This window comes from Shinella kummerowiae (genome assembly GCF_009827055.1).
Classification (GTDB): Bacteria; Pseudomonadota; Alphaproteobacteria; order Rhizobiales; family Rhizobiaceae; genus Shinella; species Shinella kummerowiae.
This window is the reverse complement of the sequence record NZ_WUMK01000004.1, coordinates 534,498-555,158: the sequence shown is the minus strand read 5'-3', so window position 1 is coordinate 555,158 and position 20,661 is coordinate 534,498. Positions and strand designations below refer to the sequence as shown.

Here is a 20,661-nt window from a genome sequence, read left to right as displayed (position 1 = left end):
GTGTGAGAATTTGAGGCTGGTTCTTGGCTATATTCCCTGAGCGGGCGAACCCACGGAAAGCTTGAAAACCTGGCTTTAAAGGAAAAGAATGGTGCCCCCACCAGGACTCGAACCCGGGACCCCCTGATTACAAATCAGGTGCTCTACCAACTGAGCTATAAGGGCACTTGGCGTGGAGTTAGCATATTTTTCGCCGCTGTAAAGCGAAAAGGGTGGTTCAGATCGACCAGTTGCTGTCGGATGGGGTTTTGGGCATGATTTCCTTGCAGCGCAGCATGGAGCGCGGCAGGTTTTCGGCGAGATGGTCGATGAGGGCGCGTACTGCCGGCAGCATGCCGTGGCGGGCGGTGAAGACGGCGTGGACGGTTGATTCTGCGCTGCTCCAGTCCGGCAGCACAGGCGACAGGGCGCCGGCGCGGAAGCCGCGTTCGGCGATGATGTCCGGCAACAGGCCGAGGCCGACGCCGGTGGTTGCCGCGCGTTCCAGCACGCTGAAATCGGAGCACATGAGCACCGGGGAATGGGCGACGTCGTGCACCGCGCCCTCGGCGTTGTAGAGCGTCCAGATCGCCCTGATATCGTTTTCCTGCATGGAAAGTGTGGGAACGCGGCCGATCGTGTCGAGGTCGATCGGGCCGAAGCGCTCAAGAAAATCCGGGCTTGCCGCCAGATAGCGCCGCGTGCCGCCGAAGCGGCGCACGATCAGCGACTGGTCGGTGTCGTAGCCGTCCCGCACGCGCAGCGCGACATCGATCCGCTCCTCGATGAGATCGACGGGGCGGCCGGTGGTGAGGATGGAAAGGCGCACCTGCGGATACCGTTTCATGAAGCTGGGCAGGACATCCGACACGGCCGGGGCAAAACCCGGCGGCATCGCCATGCGCACCATGCCCGAGGGCTCCGCCTTGGCGACGGCGACGACCGCCTCGGCCGCCTCCACGCCGGAGAGCACGGCCTCGCAGCGCTCATAGAAGGACTGGCCGATATCGGTGATGGAGAGCTTTCGCGTCGAACGCTCGATCAGGCGCACGCCAAGCTGCTCCTCGAGGGCGGCGATGCGCTTGCTGATCTTCGATTTCGGCACCGACAGCGCGTTCGCCGCCGCGGTAAAGCCCTTGTGGCGCACGACGGCGGCATACAGTGCGAGATCGTTCAGGTCCTGCATGGCATTTTCTCCCGGATTTCCCCATTTATTGTTTCTCACATGAAACAGTCAATTGGGTTTTTGCCGTCTAATCAGGTGATTGTTTTCAGATCATATGTTTTGCACCCAAACACAACAAAGGTGCTGAACCATGAACGTCCTCCATATCGACTCCGGCATTCTCGGAGAGCATTCCGTATCCCGCCGCCTGACGGCCGCTGTCGTCGCCCAGATCAAGTCCGAGCAGCCAGACGCGAGCGTGACCTATCGCGACCTTGTCGCCAACCCGCTGCAGCATCTTTCGGGCGCCCACCTGATGGCCGCCAACGCCAAGCCGGAAGATGTCGATGCGCAGATTGCCGCCGACAACGTCCAGGGTGCGGCCGTGCTGGAAGAGTTCCTTGCCGCCGACACCGTCATCCTTGGCGTGCCGATGTACAATTTCTCGCTGCCGAGCCAACTCAAGACCTGGATCGACCGTATCGCCGTGTCCGGCAAGACGTTCCGCTATTCTGCGGACGGCCCGGAAGGCCTCGCCAAGGGCAAGAAGGTCATCATCGTGTCCACCCGTGGTGGCCACTACAGCGCCGGCCCGGCTGCTGTGATGGACCATCAGGAAAGCTACCTGAAGGCCGTGCTCGGCTTCCTCGGTGTCACGGATATCGAGATCGTTCGCGCCGAAGGCCTGAACCTCAGCGCCGATTCGAAGATCGAGGCGATTTCCGAAGCCGAACGCACCATTTCCGGCCGCGCCAACCTGCGCCTCGCCAGCTAAGCGAAAATCTCCTGAACGCAAAGGCCCGCCGGCTCAAACCGGCGGGCCTTTGCGTGTTCAACGGAATTGTTCAGCCGAACAGGTGCCGGTGCGTGGCGTAGAGCGCGATCGCCGCGGCGTTCGAGACATTGAGCGACTTGATCGCGCCGGGCATATCGAGCCGCGCGAGCGCATTGCAGGTGGAGCGCGTCTTCTGGCGCAGCCCCTTGCCCTCGGCCCCCATGACCAGCGCGACACGGCTGCCCGAGAGCGTGCCCTCGAGCGGTGCTGGACCTTCCGAGTCGAGGCCGATTGTCAGGAAGCCGAGCTTGTGCAGCTCGTCCATCGCGTCGGCCAGGTTGGTGACCTGGATATAGGGGATGAGTTCAAGCGCGCCGGAGGCCGTCTTGGCGAGCACGCCCGATTCGGTCGGTGAATGGCGCTGCGTCGTGATGACGGCACCGGCATTGAAGGCGACGGCCGAGCGCATGATGGCGCCGACATTGTGCGGATCGGTCACCTGGTCGAGCACCAGCAGCAGCGGGCTGTCCTTCAGCGCCGCCAGCCGGCGCACAGGCAGCGGCCGCGTTTCGAGCATCACGCCCTGATGGATGGCGTCCGGGCCGAGCACCTTATCGAGATCGGATGGGAGCACGGTTTCGACGGGGTAGGGCAGGGTCGAGAACTCGGGCAGTTCCAGTCGCTGGGCGGCGTTCAGGCTCACCGAAAGCTTGATGATCTTCCGCTCCGGATTGTCGAGTGCTGCGCGCACCGTGTGCAGGCCGTAGAGATAGACCTGGTCGGGGGCAAGTGCCGGCGCCTTCCAGCCTTCCGCCGGCTTGCGGCGGCGGTCGTCTTTCGGTGTCGGGATCTCGCCACGGTCGCGCCGCTGGTCGCGGTGCGCCCGGCGCAGATTGGCGTAATGGGTGTCTTTTGCGGACTTACCGCCGGTATCGTCTTTGCTCATGCGGCCATATAAAGCATGTCGCGCAAAAGTGTGCAGGGGTTTTGCGCAAACGGCGTGCAAAAAACAAAACCGCACAAGCGGGGAGCAAAGCCGGAAAACGCCGCCGGCATCAGGCTGATCGCAAACGGCGCGTTCGGCTACCCTCTGGGGATGATGACGTTTTTCGCATTTTTTTCCGCGAGGTCGTGTTGACAGGAGGAATTGTGCCCGTCATATACGCCGCCAGATCGAAGGCGCCGCCCACAAGGCACTGCCCGCCGGTCGACACTGGTCGCTTGATCCCGACAGAATATGGAGGGATGCCCGAGTGGTTAAAGGGGACGGACTGTAAATCCGTTGGCTCAGCCTACGTTGGTTCAAATCCAACTCCCTCCACCATTCTGTCTCCGGGTCAAGACCCCCGCGGGTATAGCTCAATGGTAGAGCAGCAGCCTTCCAAGCTGAATACGCGGGTTCGATTCCCGCTACCCGCTCCATTTCCAACCTTCAGAAAAAGAATCAGCATGTGGTCGTAAGACCCTGCCTTGAAAAAACGATTCGGCGTCACGATTTGTAGGCAATCCGGCTCACCTCAGCCCGTTTCCGGCATATTTCCCAGTGCATTTAAGGCTTGCGCATTCGTTGCGAAAGCCTTAAACGCCTGCCAAACCGGACGGGCCGGTTAGCCCAACTTTCGTTCAGTAGGAAATAAAGAGATGGCAAAGAGCAAGTTTGAGCGCAACAAGCCTCACGTAAACATCGGCACGATCGGCCACGTTGACCATGGCAAGACGTCGCTGACGGCAGCGATCACGAAGTATTTCGGCGAGTTCAAGGCGTACGACCAGATCGACGCTGCACCGGAAGAAAAGGCGCGCGGCATCACCATCTCGACGGCGCACGTTGAGTACGAAACGCCGAACCGTCACTATGCGCACGTCGACTGCCCCGGCCACGCCGACTACGTCAAGAACATGATCACCGGTGCTGCCCAGATGGACGGCGCGATCCTGGTCTGCTCGGCCGCTGACGGCCCGATGCCGCAGACGCGCGAGCACATCCTGCTCGCCCGCCAGGTTGGCGTTCCGGCAATCGTCGTGTTCCTCAACAAGGTCGACCAGGTTGACGACGCCGAGCTTCTCGAGCTCGTCGAGCTGGAAGTGCGCGAACTTCTGTCGTCCTACGACTTCCCGGGCGACGACATTCCGATCATCAAGGGCTCGGCGCTCGCCGCTCTGGAAGATTCGGACAAGAAGATCGGCGAAGACGCGATCCGCGAGCTGATGGCTGCCGTTGACGCCTACATCCCGACGCCTGAGCGTCCGATCGACCAGCCGTTCCTGCTGCCGATCGAAGACGTGTTCTCGATCTCGGGCCGTGGTACGGTCGTGACCGGCCGCGTCGAGCGTGGCATCGTCAAGGTTGGTGAAGAAGTCGAAATCGTCGGCATCCGTGCGACGACCAAGACGACGGTTACCGGCGTTGAAATGTTCCGCAAGCTGCTCGACCAGGGCCAGGCCGGCGACAACATCGGCGCTCTGATCCGTGGCGTTCAGCGTGACGGCGTCGAGCGTGGCCAGATCCTGTGCAAGCCGGGTTCGGTCAAGCCGCACAAGAAGTTCATGGCAGAAGCCTACATCCTGACGAAGGAAGAAGGCGGCCGTCATACGCCGTTCTTCACGAACTACCGTCCGCAGTTCTACTTCCGCACGACGGACGTGACCGGTATCGTTTCGCTGCCGGAAGGCACGGAAATGGTCATGCCGGGCGATAACGTGACGGTTGCCGTCGAACTGATCGTTCCGATCGCGATGGAAGAAAAGCTGCGCTTCGCCATCCGCGAAGGCGGCCGTACCGTCGGCGCCGGCATCGTCGCTTCGATCGTCGAGTAAGACTTAAGGCTTTTGGCCTGACGAGGAGCCCCGCGGGAAACCGCGGGGCTCTTTCTGTTTTAAGGCGTCTTTGAAAACGTTCACTTGTTTAGCGGTGGGCGATAACTCGCCAGTTTTGGGGATGGAGCCGGTGGGCGCCAGGCGGTAGGTTTGGGGCGTCGCTTCGAGCGGCACGGCACGTGGGAAGAGACCACGCGCCTGGCGCCTGCGGATCATCTTTGATCTGTATTGCAAAGCGCCCCTGCGTGTGGCGGGCATGAGTGTGCCGCGCGCATCACGTTAACAAGCAGACAGGCCTATCTTCATGGACGGTTTTGCACGCGCAGCGCATGCAGCGCTCGCCCTCGCGATGATTCTCGCGTTTCAACCGGCTGGCGCTGCCGCGGCAGGTGATTCTCTTCTCATCTGGTCGCCGGCAAAGCTCTCCGCCAATGCCTACCGTCTGCGCATGGGCGCGCAGGCCGCAACGGGCAATCCTGTAAGCGCGGGGGTGGATGTCTCCATCACCACGTCCTCGACGGGCGGCATCCGCGCGACGCGGGACTATGCGCGCCTCTGGGCGGAAATGCGCGGACAGGGCGGCTCGGGGGCGGAGCGGAGCGTGTCGGCCGGCTATAACCCGTTGACCGGACGCGTTTCAGCGACGGCCGGCGTCTCACGGCGCTGGATGGCGTCACCGTCGTTCGATGTCGTCGTTGCGCCGTCCGTGTCGGCGGATGCCAGTGTGCGGCATAACGACCGCGGCGCCCTTCGTATGACGCAGAAAGCCCGGGTCCAGGCGCTGCGGACCGGGACGTCGTTCGTCGCGTCCGGCTCGGCGGCGAGCGGGCAGAGGCGTGTCGCCGCGGAATTCGGGGTCGAGCAGCGCGTCTTTGATTGCCTTGACCTCACCGCGTCGGTACGGCGGGAAGACACGTCCCTGATCGGCGCCGTCAAGGCACAGCTTCGCTTCGATTGGTAATCCGGGGACGGGGAAGGTAAACTGCTGCAAAGCTGTGAAAAAATCTTGCCTTCGGGCTTGCCAAGTCGTTCCGTGCGCCGTAAAGACGCCATGCCTTGCCGGCAACGGGCGTTTCGCCATGGGGCGGCAAGCATCTAGGGGTATAGCTCAGTTGGTAGAGCGGCGGTCTCCAAAACCGCAGGTCGTCGGTTCAAGCCCGGCTGCCCCTGCCACTCCAAAGCCGAACAGCGCGGACGACTTGCAGCGACGGCGGGAGATGGCACGACGGCGTTTGGCCGTCTAAATTCGTGAAAAGCCCGGGCTGCCTCTTGTGAAAAAGAGAATCGGGCTTTATGTAGGGCAAAACAGACACGCGGTGCGTGGGGCTGATAGTTCAGCTTTACGTGCCGTAATGGCGTGGACATTCAATGGCATCGAAAACAAATCCGATTGCGTTTCTGCAGCAGGTACGCTCCGAGACGGCGAAAGTGACTTGGCCATCGCGGCGCGAGACGATGATCTCGACCGTCATGGTTTTTGTCATGGTCTTCCTTGCGGCCGTGTTCTTCTTTGCCGCGGACCAGTTGTTGGGGTGGCTGATCGGCCTCATCCTCAGCGCAAGCGCCTGATTGGTTGGAGATGAACATGGCTTCCCGTTGGTACATCGTCCACGCCTATTCGAATTTCGAAAAGAAGGTCGCTGAGGACATCGAGAACAAGGCGCGTCAGAAGGGTCTTGATCACCTGTTCGAAAAGATCCTCGTTCCGACCGAAAAGGTTGTCGAGGTGCGCCGTGGTCGCAAGGTTGATGCCGAACGCAAATTCTTCCCCGGCTACGTGCTGGTGCGGGCGAACCTGACGGACGAGGTGTTCCACCTCATCAAGAATACGCCGAAGGTCACGGGCTTCCTCGGTTCCGACAACAAGCCGGTTCCGATTCCCGATTCCGAGGCTGAGCGCATCCTGTCGCAGGTCCAGGACGGTGTCGATCGTCCGAAGCCCTCGATCTCGTTCGAGATTGGCGAGCAGGTTCGTGTTTCCGACGGTCCGTTCGCCTCGTTCAACGGCACCGTGCAGGATGTCGACGAGGAGCGTTCGCGCCTCAAGGTGGAAGTGTCGATCTTCGGTCGCGCCACCCCGGTCGAGCTGGAATACGCCCAGGTCGAGAAAATCTGATTTCGGTAGCGCCTTCGGGCGCTGCCTGTTCGAAATCCAATCCTCCAGGAGGGTTGGTGGCGGAGATTTCCGCTGATCGCGTGGGAGGGCAGGCGGCCTATAAGCCGGGCGCCGATCCGCACCACGCAACCGCAGCCGCCGGTCTTCGGATCGGCATCATGGGCCGGGAGACCGGCCGCATTCTGAAAGGCAGAGAGAAATGGCTAAGAAAGTTGCAGGCCAGCTCAAGCTTCAGGTCAAGGCAGGATCGGCAAACCCGTCCCCGCCGATTGGTCCTGCGCTTGGTCAGCGTGGCATTAACATCATGGAATTCTGCAAGTCGTTCAACGCGGCTACGCAGGAAATGGAAAAGGGTATGCCGATTCCGGTCGTCATCACCTATTACCAGGACAAGTCCTTCACTTTTGTGATGAAGCAGCCGCCGGTGACCTACTTCCTCAAGAAGGAAGCCAAGATCACGTCCGGCTCGAAGACTCCGGGCAAGGGCGCCACGGTCGGCAAGCTCACCAAGGCTCAGATCAAGTCGATCGCTGAAGCCAAGATGAAGGATCTCAACGCCGCCGATATCGAAGGCGCGATGGCAATGGTCGAGGGTTCCGCCCGCGCCATGGGCCTGGAAGTGGTAGGTTGATCATGGCCAAGATTGCAAAGCGTCTCCAGAAGATCCGCGAAGGCATCGACCCCACCAAGCTCGTTGCCCTGTCGGACGCCATCGCTCTCGTGAAAGAGCGTGCGGTTGCCAAGTTCGACGAAACCGTCGAAGTCGCCATGAACCTCGGCGTTGACCCGCGTCACGCAGACCAGATGGTCCGCGGCGTCGTCAACCTGCCGAACGGCACCGGCCGTGACGTTCGCGTCGCCGTCTTCGCCCGTGGCGCCAAGGCTGACGAAGCCAAGGCTGCCGGTGCTGACGTCGTCGGCGCCGAAGACCTCGTCGAAATCGTCCAGGGCGGCAAGATCGACTTCGATCGTTGCATCGCGACCCCGGACATGATGCCGCTCGTCGGTCGTCTCGGTAAGGTTCTTGGCCCGCGCGGCATGATGCCGAACCCGAAGGTCGGCACCGTCACCATGGACGTTGCAGGCGCCGTCAAGGCATCCAAGGGCGGTGCTGTCGAGTTCCGCGTCGAGAAGGCTGGTATCATCCATGCCGGCATCGGCAAGGCTTCCTTCGACGCCAAGGCTCTGGAAGAGAACATCAAGGCTTTCGCCGACGCCGTCATCAAGGCGAAGCCGGCTGGTGCCAAGGGCAACTACGTCAAGCGCGTAGCCATCTCTTCGACGATGGGCCCGGGCGTCAAGATCGACCCGTCGACCGTCGCCTGATTTAGGCGCTTAAGTTTCCGGTCCGGCTTCGGCCGCACCGCAACAGAATTCCCGGCCTTGTCTGGCCGGGAATTTCCAGGCCCAAAGCCTGGAACTCCTGTCCGAGATTGCAGGTGGTTAGACCTTAATCACGTTGCCTGCATGAGACGGGGTGAGACCTGGATTTCTTCCGCGTCGGATGACGCCGAAATTCGGTTCGAACCTACCTTACCTTGTGTCGCGGCCGAAAGGTCGAGCGCGAGGGGACAGGATCCTCGAGCGTCGCTCGGGATCAGCTTTTTGAGATGATCTCTAGCGGCAAAGGTAAACCCGGCAGGTCCCGTGAGTAGTCACGGTCCTGTCAACTGGAGATAGGCACAGTGGAAAGAGCGGAAAAACGCGAATTCGTCACGGAGCTGAACGAAGTCTTCAAGGCTTCCGGTTCGGTTGTCGTGGCCCGCTACGCCGGCATCACCGTTGCACAGATGAACGATCTTCGTACGAAGATGCGTGCAGCTGGTGGTACCGTCAAGGTCGCGAAGAACCGCCTGGCCAAAATTGCCCTTCAGGGTACGGAGTCGGAAGGGATGTCTGATCTCTTCCAGGGTCAGACGCTCATTGCTTACGCAAATGATCCGATGATTGCTCCCAAGGTAGCCATGGATTTCGCCAAGACCAACGACAAGCTCGTTGTTCTCGGTGGTGCCATGGGTGCGACCACACTCGACGCAGAAGCAGTCAAGTCGCTCGCGACCCTGCCTTCGCTCGACGAGCTTCGTGCAAAGCTCCTGGGCCTGCTTGCAGCCCCGGCAACGCGCGTCGCCACGGTCGTTGCAGCACCGGCAAGCCAGCTTGCTCGCGTGTTCGCAGCCTATGCCAAGAAGGACGAAGCCGCTTGAGGCGGTTTTTCGCTGTAAATCAAACTAACCAGTTCGAACCGAATATAAGGAACTATCACAATGGCTGATCTCGCAAAGATCGTTGAAGACCTCTCCGCTCTGACCGTCCTGGAAGCTGCTGAGCTTTCCAAGATGCTCGAAGAGAAGTGGGGCGTTTCGGCTGCTGCTCCCGTAGCAGTTGCTGCTGCTGGCGGCGCTGCTGCTGCTGGCCCGGCTGAAGAAGAAAAGACCGAGTTCGACGTTATCCTGGCTGACGCCGGCGCTAACAAGATCAACGTCATCAAGGAAGTCCGCGCTATCACGGGCCTCGGCCTCAAGGAAGCCAAGGACCTCGTTGAAGCCGCTCCGAAGGCTGTCAAGGAAGCTGTTTCCAAGGCAGAAGCCGCTGACCTCAAGAAGAAGCTTGAGGACGCCGGCGCCAAGGTCGACGTTAAGTAATATCGGAATGCGATGGGAGAGGGTTTCGCCCCTCTCCCATTGACGATTCCTCTGAACTGATTACCCAAAAGCCGCGAAAACCGGCTTTTGGGTAATGGGTTCTTCAAGAGGATGGTCTTCTACCGAGCAATTGGGCAATCCGGCCCGTGGTTCGGCGGCAAGACGAGTTTGAACCAACCCATGATAGACGGGATCGACTGGCCATCGAACCCCGTCCGTTGCAGGCCCGGATGCTTAATTTGAAGGAGCGACGATGGCTCAGACCCTTTCGTTTAACGGTCGTAGGCGCGTACGCAAGTTTTTTGGTAAAATCCCCGAAGTCGCAGTCATGCCGAACCTCATCGAGGTTCAGAAGGCATCCTACGACCAATTTCTGATGGTAGAAGAGCCCGCCGGCGGTCGTCCGGATGAGGGCCTTCAGTCCGTTTTCAAGTCGGTCTTCCCGATCACCGATTTCTCCGGCGCTTCCATGCTCGAATTCGTCTCCTACGAATTCGAACAGCCGAAGTTCGACGTCGAGGAATGCCGCCAGCGTGACCTGACCTATGCGGCGCCCCTCAAGGTGACGCTGCGCCTCATCGTGTTCGATATCGACGAGGATACCGGCGCGAAGTCGATCAAGGACATCAAGGAACAGAACGTCTACATGGGCGACATGCCGCTCATGACCGACAACGGTACCTTCATCGTCAACGGCACCGAGCGCGTCATCGTTTCCCAGATGCACCGTTCGCCGGGCGTGTTCTTCGATCACGACAAGGGCAAGAGCCATTCGTCCGGCAAGCTGCTCTTTGCTGCCCGCGTCATCCCGTATCGCGGTTCCTGGCTCGACATCGAGTTCGACGCCAAGGACATCGTGCATGCCCGCATCGACCGCCGCCGCAAGATCCCCGTCACGTCGCTGCTCATGGCGCTCGGCATGGACGGCGAAGAGATCCTGTCGACCTTCTACACGAAGTCGCTCTACCAGCGCGACGGCAAGGGCTGGCGCGTTCCCTTCAATCCGGACGCGCTGAAGGGCCAGAAGGCCGTCTCGGACATGGTGGACGCCGATAGCGGCGAAGTCGTCGTGGAGATCGGCAAGAAGCTGACCCCGCGCCTCCTGAAGCAGCTCTCCGAAAAGGGCCTCAAGGCTCTCAAGGCGACCGATGAAGACCTCTACGGCAACTATCTCGCCGAAGACGTCGTCAACTACTCGACGGGCGAAATCTACCTCGAAGCCGGCGACGAAATCGACGAGAAGACCCTTCCGGTCATCCTGTCGGCTGGTTTCGACGAAATCCCGGTTCTCGACATCGACCACATCAATGTCGGCGCCTACATCCGCTCGACGCTTGCCGTGGACAAGAACGAGAACCGTCAGGACGCTCTGTTCGACATCTACCGCGTCATGCGTCCGGGTGAGCCGCCGACCATGGATTCGGCCGAAGCCATGTTCAACACGCTGTTCTTCGATGCGGAGCGTTACGACCTCTCCGCCGTTGGCCGCGTGAAGATGAATATGCGTCTCGACCTCGACGTTGCCGACACGGTCCGCACGCTGCGCAAGGACGACATCCTTGCCGTGGTCAAGATGCTGGTCGAACTGCGCGACGGCAAGGGCGAAATCGACGACATCGACAACCTCGGCAACCGCCGTGTTCGTTCGGTCGGCGAATTGATGGAGAACCAGTACCGTCTCGGCCTGCTGCGCATGGAGCGCGCGATCAAGGAACGTATGTCCTCGATCGAGATCGATACGGTGATGCCGCAGGACCTGATCAACGCGAAGCCGGCTGCTGCCGCGGTTCGTGAATTCTTCGGTTCCTCGCAGCTCTCCCAGTTCATGGACCAGGTGAACCCGCTTTCGGAAATCACCCACAAGCGCCGTCTCTCGGCTCTTGGCCCGGGTGGTCTGACCCGCGAGCGCGCAGGCTTCGAAGTCCGCGACGTTCACCCGACCCACTACGGCCGTATCTGCCCGATCGAAACGCCGGAAGGCCCGAACATCGGTCTGATCAACTCGCTCGCAACCTTCGCCCGCGTCAACAAGTACGGCTTCATCGAAAGCCCGTACCGCAAGATCGTCGACGGCAAGGTGACGACGGACGTGGTCTACCTCTCCGCCATGGAAGAGGCGAAGTACCACGTTGCCCAGGCGAACTCCGTGCTCGGCGCTGACGGCTCCTTCTTGGAAGAGTTCGTCGTCTGCCGTCACTCTGGCGAAGTCATGCTGGCGCCGCGCGACCAGATCAACCTGATGGACGTTTCGCCGAAGCAGCTCGTTTCGGTTGCGGCCGCGCTCATCCCGTTCCTTGAGAACGACGACGCGAACCGCGCGCTCATGGGTTCGAACATGCAGCGTCAGGCCGTGCCGCTCCTGCGTGCGGAAGCTCCGTTCGTCGGCACCGGTATGGAACCGATCGTTGCCCGTGACTCGGGCGCTGCCATCGCGGCCCGCCGCGGCGGTGTCGTCGACCAGGTCGACGCGACCCGTATCGTTATCCGCGCCACCGAAGACCTCGATCCGTCGAAGTCCGGCGTCGATATCTACCGTCTGCAGAAGTTCCAGCGTTCCAACCAGAACACCTGCGTCAACCAGCGCCCGCTGGTCACCGTCGGTGACATCCTGAACAAGGGCGACATCATCGCGGACGGTCCGTCGACCGACCTCGGCGACCTGGCTCTCGGCCGCAACGCGCTCGTCGCGTTCATGCCGTGGAACGGCTACAACTACGAAGACTCGATCCTGATGTCCGAACGCATCGTCTCCGACGACGTGTTCACCTCGATCCACATCGAGGAATTCGAAGTCATGGCCCGCGATACCAAGCTGGGCCCGGAAGAAATCACGCGCGACATTCCGAACGTTTCGGAAGAAGCGCTGAAGAACCTCGACGAAGCCGGTATCGTCTATATCGGTGCAGAGGTTCAGCCGGGCGACATCCTGGTCGGCAAGATCACCCCGAAGGGCGAAAGCCCGATGACGCCGGAAGAAAAGCTTCTGCGCGCCATCTTCGGTGAAAAGGCCTCCGACGTTCGCGACACCTCCATGCGCATGCCGCCCGGTACCTTCGGTACGGTCGTCGAAGTTCGCGTCTTCAACCGCCACGGCGTTGAGAAGGACGAACGCGCGATGGCGATCGAGCGTGAAGAGATCGAGCGTCTGGCGAAGGACCGCGACGACGAGCAGGCGATCCTCGACCGTAACGTTTACGGTCGTCTTGTCGACATGCTGCGTGGCCACGTTGCCGTTGCCGGCCCGAAGGCCTTCAAGAAGGGCACCGAGCTTTCGAACGCGATCATCTCCGAATATCCCCGCTCGCAGTGGTGGATGTTCGCCGTCGAGGACGAGAAGGTCCAGGGCGAGATCGAAGCGCTCCGTGGCCAGTACGACGAATCCAAGTCGCGCCTTGAACAGCGCTTCATGGACAAGGTCGAGAAGGTCCAGCGCGGCGACGAAATGCCTCCGGGCGTTATGAAGATGGTCAAGGTCTTCGTCGCTGTGAAGCGCAAGATCCAGCCGGGCGACAAGATGGCCGGCCGTCACGGCAACAAGGGTGTCGTCTCGCGCATCCTGCCGATCGAGGACATGCCGTTCCTCGAAGACGGTACGCATGTCGACATCTGCTTGAACCCGCTGGGCGTGCCCTCGCGCATGAACGTCGGTCAGATCCTCGAGACGCACCTCGCCTGGGCTTGCGCCGGTATGGGCAAGAAGATCGGTGATCTGCTTGACGAGTATCGCAAGACCATGGACATCGCCGACCTGAAGCGCGAGCTGACGGAAGTCTACGAGAGCGAAGCCAAGGACGAAGTCGCGCACTTCAACGACGACGCCCTGATCAAGCTGGCCGAGCAGTCCCGCAAGGGCGTCTCGATCGCAACGCCGGTCTTCGACGGTGCGCATGAACCCGACGTCGCCAGCATGCTGGAGCGTGCGGGCCTCAACTCCTCGGGCCAGTCGGTTCTCTACGACGGTCGTACGGGTGAGGCTTTCGACCGCAAGGTCACCGTCGGCTACATGTACATGATCAAGCTGAACCACCTCGTGGACGACAAGATCCACGCCCGTTCGATTGGTCCTTACTCGCTCGTGACCCAGCAGCCGCTGGGTGGCAAGGCGCAGTTCGGCGGCCAGCGCTTCGGGGAAATGGAGGTCTGGGCGCTCGAAGCCTACGGCGCCGCCTACACGCTGCAGGAAATGCTGACCGTGAAGTCGGACGACGTGGCGGGCCGCACCAAGGTGTACGAAGCGATCGTTCGTGGCGACGACACGTTCGAAGCGGGCATTCCGGAGAGCTTCAACGTTCTCGTCAAGGAAATGCGCTCGCTCGGTCTGTCGGTGGAGCTCGAGAACTCGAAGCTCGATCCCGCCGCCGAAGCCGGCCAGCTTCCGGACGCCGCGGAATAATCCTGATCGGGTGCGCGCCGCATGCGGCGCGCACCGTTTCCGCCTCCGCCCGGCCGGGCAGGGGCGGCTCATCCGTTTCAAGCAGCCTTGCGGCACCCGGGTATCGCCGCAATCGGTTGCTAAGCAGAGGGCCATTGGCCCACGAAGGAGATAGGCATGAACCAAGAGGTCATGAACCTTTTCAATCCGCAGATGCCTGCGCAGACGTTCGATTCCATCCGGATCTCGATCGCTTCTCCGGAAAAGATTCTTTCCTGGTCTTACGGTGAGATCAAGAAGCCGGAAACGATCAACTACCGCACGTTCAAGCCGGAACGCGACGGTCTGTTCTGCGCGCGCATTTTCGGGCCGATCAAGGACTATGAGTGCCTGTGCGGCAAGTACAAGCGCATGAAGTACAAGGGCATCATCTGCGAAAAGTGCGGCGTCGAAGTCACGCTGTCGCGCGTTCGCCGTGAGCGCATGGGCCATATCGAGCTCGCCGCTCCCGTTGCCCATATCTGGTTCCTGAAGTCGCTTCCCTCGCGCATTTCGACGCTGCTCGACATGACGCTGAAGGATGTCGAGCGTGTTCTCTATTTCGAGAACTACATCGTGACCGAGCCGGGCCTGACCGCGCTCAAGGAAAACCAGCTTCTTTCCGAAGAAGAATACATGATCGCCGTCGATGAATATGGTGAAGACCAGTTCACGGCGATGATCGGCGCCGAAGCCATCTTCGAAATGCTCGCCTCGATGAACCTCGAGAAGATCGCTGGCGACCTGCGTTCGGATCTGGCGGAAACGACGTCGGAACTGAAGCAGAAGAAGCTGATGAAGCGCCTGAAGATCGTCGAGAACTTCATGGAATCCGGCAACCGTCCGGAATGGATGATCATGAAGGTCGTTCCGGTGATCCCGCCGGACCTGCGCCCGCTGGTTCCGCTGGACGGCGGCCGCTTCGCGACGTCGGACCTCAACGATCTGTACCGCCGCGTCATCAACCGCAACAACCGTCTGAAGCGCCTGATCGAACTGCGCGCACCGGGCATCATCATCCGTAACGAGAAGCGCATGCTTCAGGAATCGGTTGACGCCCTGTTCGACAACGGTCGTCGCGGCCGCGTCATCACCGGCGCCAACAAGCGTCCGCTGAAGTCGCTGTCCGACATGCTCAAGGGCAAGCAGGGCCGCTTCCGTCAGAACCTGCTCGGCAAGCGCGTCGACTATTCCGGCCGTTCGGTCATCGTGACCGGTCCGGAACTGAAGCTGCACCAGTGCGGCCTGCCGAAGAAGATGGCGCTCGAGCTGTTCAAGCCGTTCATCTACGCCCGCCTCGACGCCAAGGGTTTCTCCTCGACCGTCAAGCAGGCCAAGAAGCTCGTCGAAAAGGAAAAGCCGGAAGTCTGGGATATCCTCGACGAGGTCATCCGCGAACATCCGGTTTTGCTGAACCGCGCACCGACGCTGCACCGCCTGGGCATCCAGGCCTTCGAACCGATCCTGGTCGAAGGCAAGGCTATCCAGCTGCACCCGCTCGTCTGCACGGCCTTCAACGCCGACTTCGACGGCGACCAGATGGCTGTTCACGTTCCGCTCTCGCTGGAAGCCCAGCTGGAAGCGCGCGTGCTCATGATGTCGACGAACAACATTCTGCACCCGGCAAACGGCGCGCCGATCATCGTTCCGTCGCAGGACATGGTTCTCGGTCTCTACTATCTGGCGATCATGAACCAGAACGAGCCGGGCGAAGGCATGGCCTTCTCCGACATGGGCGAACTGCACCATGCGCTCGAAAACAAGGTCGTCACCCTGCATGCCAAGATCCGCGGTCGCTTCAAGACCATGGATGCCGACGGCAATCTGGTGTCGAAGATCTATGAAACGACGCCTGGCCGCATGATCATCGGCGAACTTCTGCCGAAGAACGTCAACGTGCCGTTCGAGACCTGCAACCAGGAAATGACCAAGAAGAACATCTCCAAGATGATCGACACGGTCTACCGTCACTGCGGCCAGAAGGACACGGTCATCTTCTGCGACCGCATCATGCAGCTCGGCTTTGCCCATGCCTGCCGCGCCGGCATTTCGTTCGGCAAGGACGACATGATCATTCCGGAAACCAAGGCGAAGATCGTCGGTGACACCGAAACCCTGGTCAAGGAATACGAGCAGCAGTACAACGACGGCCTGATCACCCAGGGCGAGAAGTACAACAAGGTCGTCGACGCCTGGGGCAAGGCCACCGAAAAGGTTGCCGAAGACATGATGGCCCGCATTAAGGCCGTCGAGTTCGACGCCGAAACCGGTCGCCAGAAGCCGATGAACGCCATCTACATGATGTCCCACTCGGGCGCCCGCGGTTCTCCGAGCCAGATGCGCCAGCTGGGCGGCATGCGCGGCCTCATGGCCAAGCCGTCGGGCGAGATCATCGAAACGCCGATCATCTCGAACTTCAAGGAAGGCCTGACCGTGAACGAGTACTTCAACTCGACGCACGGCGCCCGTAAGGGTCTCGCAGACACCGCCTTGAAGACCGCGAACTCCGGTTACCTGACCCGTCGTCTTGTTGACGTCGCGCAGGATTGCATCGTCACGCACGTCGATTGCGGCACCGACAAGGGCCTCACCATGACGGCGATCGTCGATGCCGGTCAGGTCGTTGCGTCGATCGGCACTCGCGTTCTGGGTCGTACCGCGCTTGACGATATCGATCATCCGGTCACGGGTGAGCGCATCGTCGATGCCGGCAAGATGATCCTGGAGCCGGACGTCCTGGCGATCGAAAAGGCTGGTATCCAGTCGATCCGAATCCGTTCGGCTCTGACCTGCGAAATCCAGACCGGCGTCTGCGGCGTCTGCTACGGTCGCGACCTTGCACGCGGCACGCCCGTCAACATGGGCGAAGCCGTTGGCGTCATCGCGGCGCAGTCGATCGGTGAACCGGGCACCCAGCTCACCATGCGTACCTTCCACTTGGGCGGCACGGCGACAGTGGTCGACCAGTCGTTCCTGGAAGCATCGTATGAAGGCACGGTGCAGATGAAGAACCGCAACATGCTGCGCAATTCCGATGGCGCACTCGTCGCGATGGGCCGCAACATGGCGGTCACCATTCTCGACGAGCGTGGTGTGGAGCGTTCCTCGCAGCGCGTTGCCTACGGTTCGAAGATCTTCGTCGATGACGGCGACAAGGTGAAGCGCGGCCAGCGTCTCGCCGAGTGGGACCCCTACACCCGTCCGATGATGACGGAAGTCGAGGGTACCGTTCACTTCGAAGACGTCGTCGACGGCATCTCGGTTCTGGAAATGACCGACGAGTCCACCGGCATCACCAAGCGTTCGGTCATCGACTGGCGCTCGACGCCGCGCGGCTCCGACCTGAAGCCGGCCATCATCATCAAGGACAAGAATGGCGCTGTCGCCAAGCTTGCCCGCGGTGGCGAAGCCCGCTTCATGCTCTCGGTCGATGCGATCCTTTCCGTCGAGCCGGGCCAGAAGGTCTCCCAGGGTGACGTTCTTGCGCGTTCGCCGCTGGAAAGCGCCAAGACCAAGGACATCACCGGTGGTCTGCCGCGCGTTGCCGAACTGTTCGAAGCCCGTCGTCCGAAGGACCACGCCGTCATCGCTGAGATCGACGGTACCGTCCGCTTCGGCCGCGACTACAAGAACAAGCGTCGCGTGATGATCGAGCCGGCGGAAGACGGTGTCGAGCCGGTCGAGTACCTGATCCCGAAGGGTAAGCCCTTCCACCTTCAGGACGGCGACTACATCGAAAAGGGTGACTACATCCTCGACGGTAACCCGGCACCGCACGACATCCTGGCGATCAAGGGCGTGGAAGCACTCGCTTCCTACCTCGTGAACGAAATCCAGGAAGTCTACCGACTGCAGGGCGTTGTGATCAACGACAAGCACATCGAGGTGATCGTTCGCCAGATGCTGCAGAAGGTCGAGATCACCGATGCTGGCGACTCGACATACATCGTCGGCGACAACATTGACCGTATCGAGCTGGAAGACGTCAACGATCAGCTGATCGAAGAGGGCAAGAAGCCGGCTTACGGCGATCCGGTCCTCCTCGGCATCACCAAGGCGTCGCTGCAGACCCCGTCGTTCATCTCGGCCGCATCCTTCCAGGAGACCACCAAGGTTCTCACGGAAGCTGCGATCGCCGGCAAGACCGACGGCCTGCAGGGCCTCAAGGAAAACGTCATCGTCGGCCGTCTCATCCCGGCCGGTACCGGTGGCACGATGACCCAGATCCGCCGCATCGCAACGGCTCGCGACGAGATGATCCTCGACGAGCGCCGCAAGTCGACCGGTGCTGGCGTTGCAACCCCGATGCTGGCCGATCTCGCCGGCGGCGAGGGTGCGGCTGCCGAGTAATCGGGTCAAGGGCAGGGGCTTTGACAGCCCCGCCCGACAACGCAATCAAAAACGCCCGGAGCGATCCGGGCGTTTTTGCGTTTTCTCCAGGCGGTTTTCAGCGCTTTGGGGGATCCTGCGGCGACGATGGCAGGGAATATCTGGCGACGACGGACAGGCGGCGAACGAGGTCGCTTTGCCCGGAGCTGCCGGTCTTCGCATAGATGGCTTTGGCCATGCTGCGTACGGTTTCATAGGAAATGCCAAGTCGCTTGGCGACTTCCGGCAAAGCCATGCCGCTTTGTATCTCGATGGCGATGCGCGCTTCGCTGCGGGTCAGGTCGTAAAGCCCTTTCAGGATGCGGAGATCGTTCGCCTGTGCCGCCGCCGGCTGGGCAACCAGAACAATGGCCGTCCCGCGCGGCGAAAAATCGAGGGCATTCCCGCACAGCGGTATGACGTGCACAATGCAGGCCTGCTCGTCCTCCGTCGCCGGCAGCGGGATCGATTTGATCTGGTCACCGGCGATTTTCGCCAGGGCCTCGTAGAGCAAACGATTGGCGCTTTCATCGTGGAGGAAGATCCGGTCGCGGGCGCGGATCGAGACGCGGCGAAGCGCCGTCGTAAAGAGCGGATTGGCCGACAGCACGCACCCATTGTCCTGCACGATGGCAGCGGGTGCGCCGATCGCGCTCAGCCCGGCCGCGAGGAGGTCGGCCTTCTGCCGGTCCAGCTCCGTTGCCAGCACAAGGCTTCTGGCGATATGCGGACGAAGGCTGTCGAGAATGCGGATCGCCTCGTCGCTGATACTGCCTTTCGTGAGGTGCTGTTCGAAGCAGACGCTGATATTGATGTCTTCAGGACCGGCAATCAGGGTCGCCGTCGCGCATCCCAGGCCACGCGGGGCGAGAAATTCGCGGTAGATCGGCATGCTGTGCCGTTCCAGCGAGGTGAAAAAGTCGGTATCGCGCACGAAGGAGAACTGTCCTTCGCGGTTCGCCCTTTCCAGCCGGATGTTTTTCGTCGCCCACCCTTCGGCGATGAATTCTTCCATCACGTCCAGAAAATTGGTCGTTCCCGCCCATCTGCGCTCACCGCCAGCTTCCCAGGTAAGCGCGCCGCCCCAGAAATCGAAATGGCGGCCTATCGTAGCAACTACCTCCGGCCAACGGTCCCTGAATATTGCGGCTTCGTAGATCTTGCCGATCAGTTCAGACTGTATCGCGTCCATAGATGTTCCAAGCGTTGCTTCATCGGGGGATTAGGCTCCCACCTATTTTGCATCGTGGAGCATTTCACAAAAAAAACAAACGCATATTGGGATGACGGATGTCCGGTGCGTGGCGTTCTCGCTGGAAAATGCCACTGATGGTTCTAATTCCATATGGCCAATTGCGATGTGGAGGCCGAGGCGGTGCTCCCAAGAATATTCTGACGCGACACCTCCAATTGGGGGGCGCGGTTGTTTGAAATCTTGGTGATATGCCTTGTGGGAAGCCGGTTTCGCCGCGAGGAAACGCTATGGCCAACTGCTCTATGAAGGCGGGACGCCGTGGTTCAGGTCGCGCTTCTCGGCAAGGAACACAGTTTGACGGTATCGAATTTTGACACCGCCTAAACCGTCAATCTGACATGCGCCCGGCTGGAGCCGAGCCTGCCGTCGGGCTGGGGACGATTCGGCAGGAGAGGTTTCGTACGACAGCGCATCGGCGCAGGCATTGCCCTATCAATGCCTGCGCCGCACGCCTTCATGCAAAGCGGATGATCGCCACTTCACCTTCGAGCGCGCCCTTGTAGGCGGAGGCGTGCGGCTCTTCTTCGGGAACATCGGTCAGCGTGCCGATCTGGTCGAGGTCTGCCTCGAGGAAACCTTCTTCCGAAAGCGCGTTCAGCGCCTCGCGCACGGCGCTGTCATCGTCCGGCGCGCGCAGCATGACGTGGATGTCGATGCCGTCCTCGCCTTCGCGCTCATAGGCCTTGCCGATGATGATGAAGACCATCGGGTCGTCGAGTGTGTTGTTGTCGTTGTCGGCACTGGACGCCATGGCGTGTTCCTCTCGGGATGAACGATGTCCGTTCTATAAAGGGTAGGGCGGCCGGACCCAAATGCAAAATCGTGGTGGGCGCCAAAAGGTGAGTCGTGAGAATCGGTGGATGTGGTTTCGTCCGTTCGACTCTTCCGGTTGATTCCGTCTTCACGCTTTCTTAATGTTCTCCAGCAAAGGCCGTTCGCTTCAAAAGTGCCGCGAACGGGCAGGGTGGGGCGCTGAAAGCCCTGCTTCTCAGGCAGGCCAGCCATTCCCACCCCGGATTCTTTCGTGCCGCCCCTTGACCTTTTGCCCTTTAGTCAGTAGACCGCACGCCATCAGAGCCTATGTGAGGCTGGCTGGTTCGGAACGACTCGTTCTGAAGTTCGCCTCAAACAGG

Annotated in this window: 15 protein-coding genes and 4 tRNA genes; 14 read left to right on the top strand and 5 right to left on the bottom strand. The window is 60.8% G+C overall.

Annotated elements, in window-relative coordinates; all coding sequences use genetic code 11:
• Positions 1-89 precede the first annotated feature (89 nt).
• A tRNA-Thr gene (locus GR138_RS13765) sits at positions 90-165 on the bottom strand.
• Between the two features lie 52 nt (positions 166-217).
• A complete protein-coding gene (locus GR138_RS13760; RefSeq protein ID WP_160859789.1) occupies positions 218-1,165 on the bottom strand; it encodes a LysR family transcriptional regulator in 948 nt (315 codons plus the stop codon).
• A gap of 130 nt (positions 1,166-1,295) precedes the next feature.
• Between GR138_RS13760 and GR138_RS13755 the strand changes: the two genes are divergently transcribed.
• Positions 1,296-1,919: an FMN-dependent NADH-azoreductase gene (locus GR138_RS13755; RefSeq protein ID WP_160859788.1), complete on the top strand. Its 624-nt coding sequence runs from the start codon at positions 1,296-1,298 to the stop codon at positions 1,917-1,919.
• 70 nt (positions 1,920-1,989) lie between these two features.
• Here GR138_RS13755 and rlmB read toward each other — a convergent pair whose 3' ends face one another.
• Positions 1,990-2,865, bottom strand: a complete 876-nt coding sequence (gene rlmB / locus GR138_RS13750; protein ID WP_160859787.1) for a 23S rRNA (guanosine(2251)-2'-O)-methyltransferase RlmB — start codon at positions 2,863-2,865, stop codon at positions 1,990-1,992.
• A gap of 293 nt (positions 2,866-3,158) precedes the next feature.
• Here rlmB and GR138_RS13745 point away from each other — a divergent pair.
• From GR138_RS13745 to rpoC, 13 genes are all read left to right on the top strand, one after another.
• Positions 3,159-3,243 (top strand) — tRNA-Tyr (locus tag GR138_RS13745).
• Positions 3,244-3,267: 24 nt separating this feature from the next.
• Positions 3,268-3,341, top strand: a tRNA-Gly gene (locus tag GR138_RS13740).
• Between the two features lie 219 nt (positions 3,342-3,560).
• Entirely contained in the window at positions 3,561-4,736 is a 1,176-nt protein-coding gene (gene tuf, locus GR138_RS13735) for an elongation factor Tu (protein WP_160859776.1), read from the top strand.
• A 304-nt stretch (positions 4,737-5,040) separates the two neighbouring features.
• A complete protein-coding gene (locus tag GR138_RS13730) occupies positions 5,041-5,697 on the top strand; it encodes a hypothetical protein (protein ID WP_160859786.1) in 657 nt (218 codons plus the stop codon).
• A gap of 136 nt (positions 5,698-5,833) precedes the next feature.
• Positions 5,834-5,909: transfer RNA gene (locus GR138_RS13725), tRNA-Trp, on the top strand.
• A 195-nt stretch (positions 5,910-6,104) separates the two neighbouring features.
• Positions 6,105-6,305 carry a preprotein translocase subunit SecE gene (secE, locus tag GR138_RS13720; RefSeq protein ID WP_160859785.1) on the top strand — a complete coding sequence of 67 codons (201 nt, stop codon included), beginning with the start codon at positions 6,105-6,107 and terminating at the stop codon, positions 6,303-6,305.
• A gap of 16 nt (positions 6,306-6,321) precedes the next feature.
• Positions 6,322-6,852 (top strand): transcription termination/antitermination protein NusG, encoded by a 531-nt coding sequence (gene nusG, locus GR138_RS13715; protein WP_069059048.1) that lies wholly within the window; start codon positions 6,322-6,324, stop codon positions 6,850-6,852.
• 199 nt (positions 6,853-7,051) lie between these two features.
• Complete coding sequence (rplK, locus tag GR138_RS13710) at positions 7,052-7,483, top strand: 50S ribosomal protein L11 (RefSeq protein ID WP_023517311.1); 432 nt, start codon at positions 7,052-7,054, stop codon at positions 7,481-7,483.
• A gap of 2 nt (positions 7,484-7,485) precedes the next feature.
• Positions 7,486-8,178 carry a 50S ribosomal protein L1 gene (gene rplA, locus GR138_RS13705; RefSeq protein ID WP_160859784.1) on the top strand — a complete coding sequence of 231 codons (693 nt, stop codon included), beginning with the start codon at positions 7,486-7,488 and terminating at the stop codon, positions 8,176-8,178.
• Between the two features lie 359 nt (positions 8,179-8,537).
• Positions 8,538-9,056, top strand: coding sequence for a 50S ribosomal protein L10 (gene rplJ / locus GR138_RS13700; protein WP_160859783.1), 519 nt, complete (start codon positions 8,538-8,540; stop codon positions 9,054-9,056).
• Positions 9,057-9,116: 60 nt separating this feature from the next.
• Positions 9,117-9,494: a 50S ribosomal protein L7/L12 gene (gene rplL, locus GR138_RS13695; RefSeq protein ID WP_160859782.1), complete on the top strand. Its 378-nt coding sequence runs from the start codon at positions 9,117-9,119 to the stop codon at positions 9,492-9,494.
• 253 nt (positions 9,495-9,747) lie between these two features.
• Entirely contained in the window at positions 9,748-13,887 is a 4,140-nt protein-coding gene (rpoB, locus tag GR138_RS13690; RefSeq protein WP_160859781.1) for a DNA-directed RNA polymerase subunit beta, read from the top strand.
• Positions 13,888-14,043: 156 nt separating this feature from the next.
• On the top strand, positions 14,044-18,255 hold the full coding sequence (gene rpoC, locus GR138_RS13685) for a DNA-directed RNA polymerase subunit beta' (protein WP_160859780.1): 4,212 nt from the start codon (positions 14,044-14,046) through the stop codon (positions 18,253-18,255).
• Positions 18,256-18,352: 97 nt separating this feature from the next.
• On the opposite strand, the gene GR138_RS13680 is transcribed toward rpoC, so the two are convergent.
• Positions 18,353-19,465 (bottom strand): helix-turn-helix transcriptional regulator, encoded by a 1,113-nt coding sequence (locus tag GR138_RS13680; protein ID WP_160859779.1) that lies wholly within the window; start codon positions 19,463-19,465, stop codon positions 18,353-18,355.
• Between the two features lie 517 nt (positions 19,466-19,982).
• Positions 19,983-20,279 (bottom strand): transcriptional regulator, encoded by a 297-nt coding sequence (locus GR138_RS13675; RefSeq protein ID WP_160859778.1) that lies wholly within the window; start codon positions 20,277-20,279, stop codon positions 19,983-19,985.
• Positions 20,280-20,661 lie beyond the last annotated feature (382 nt).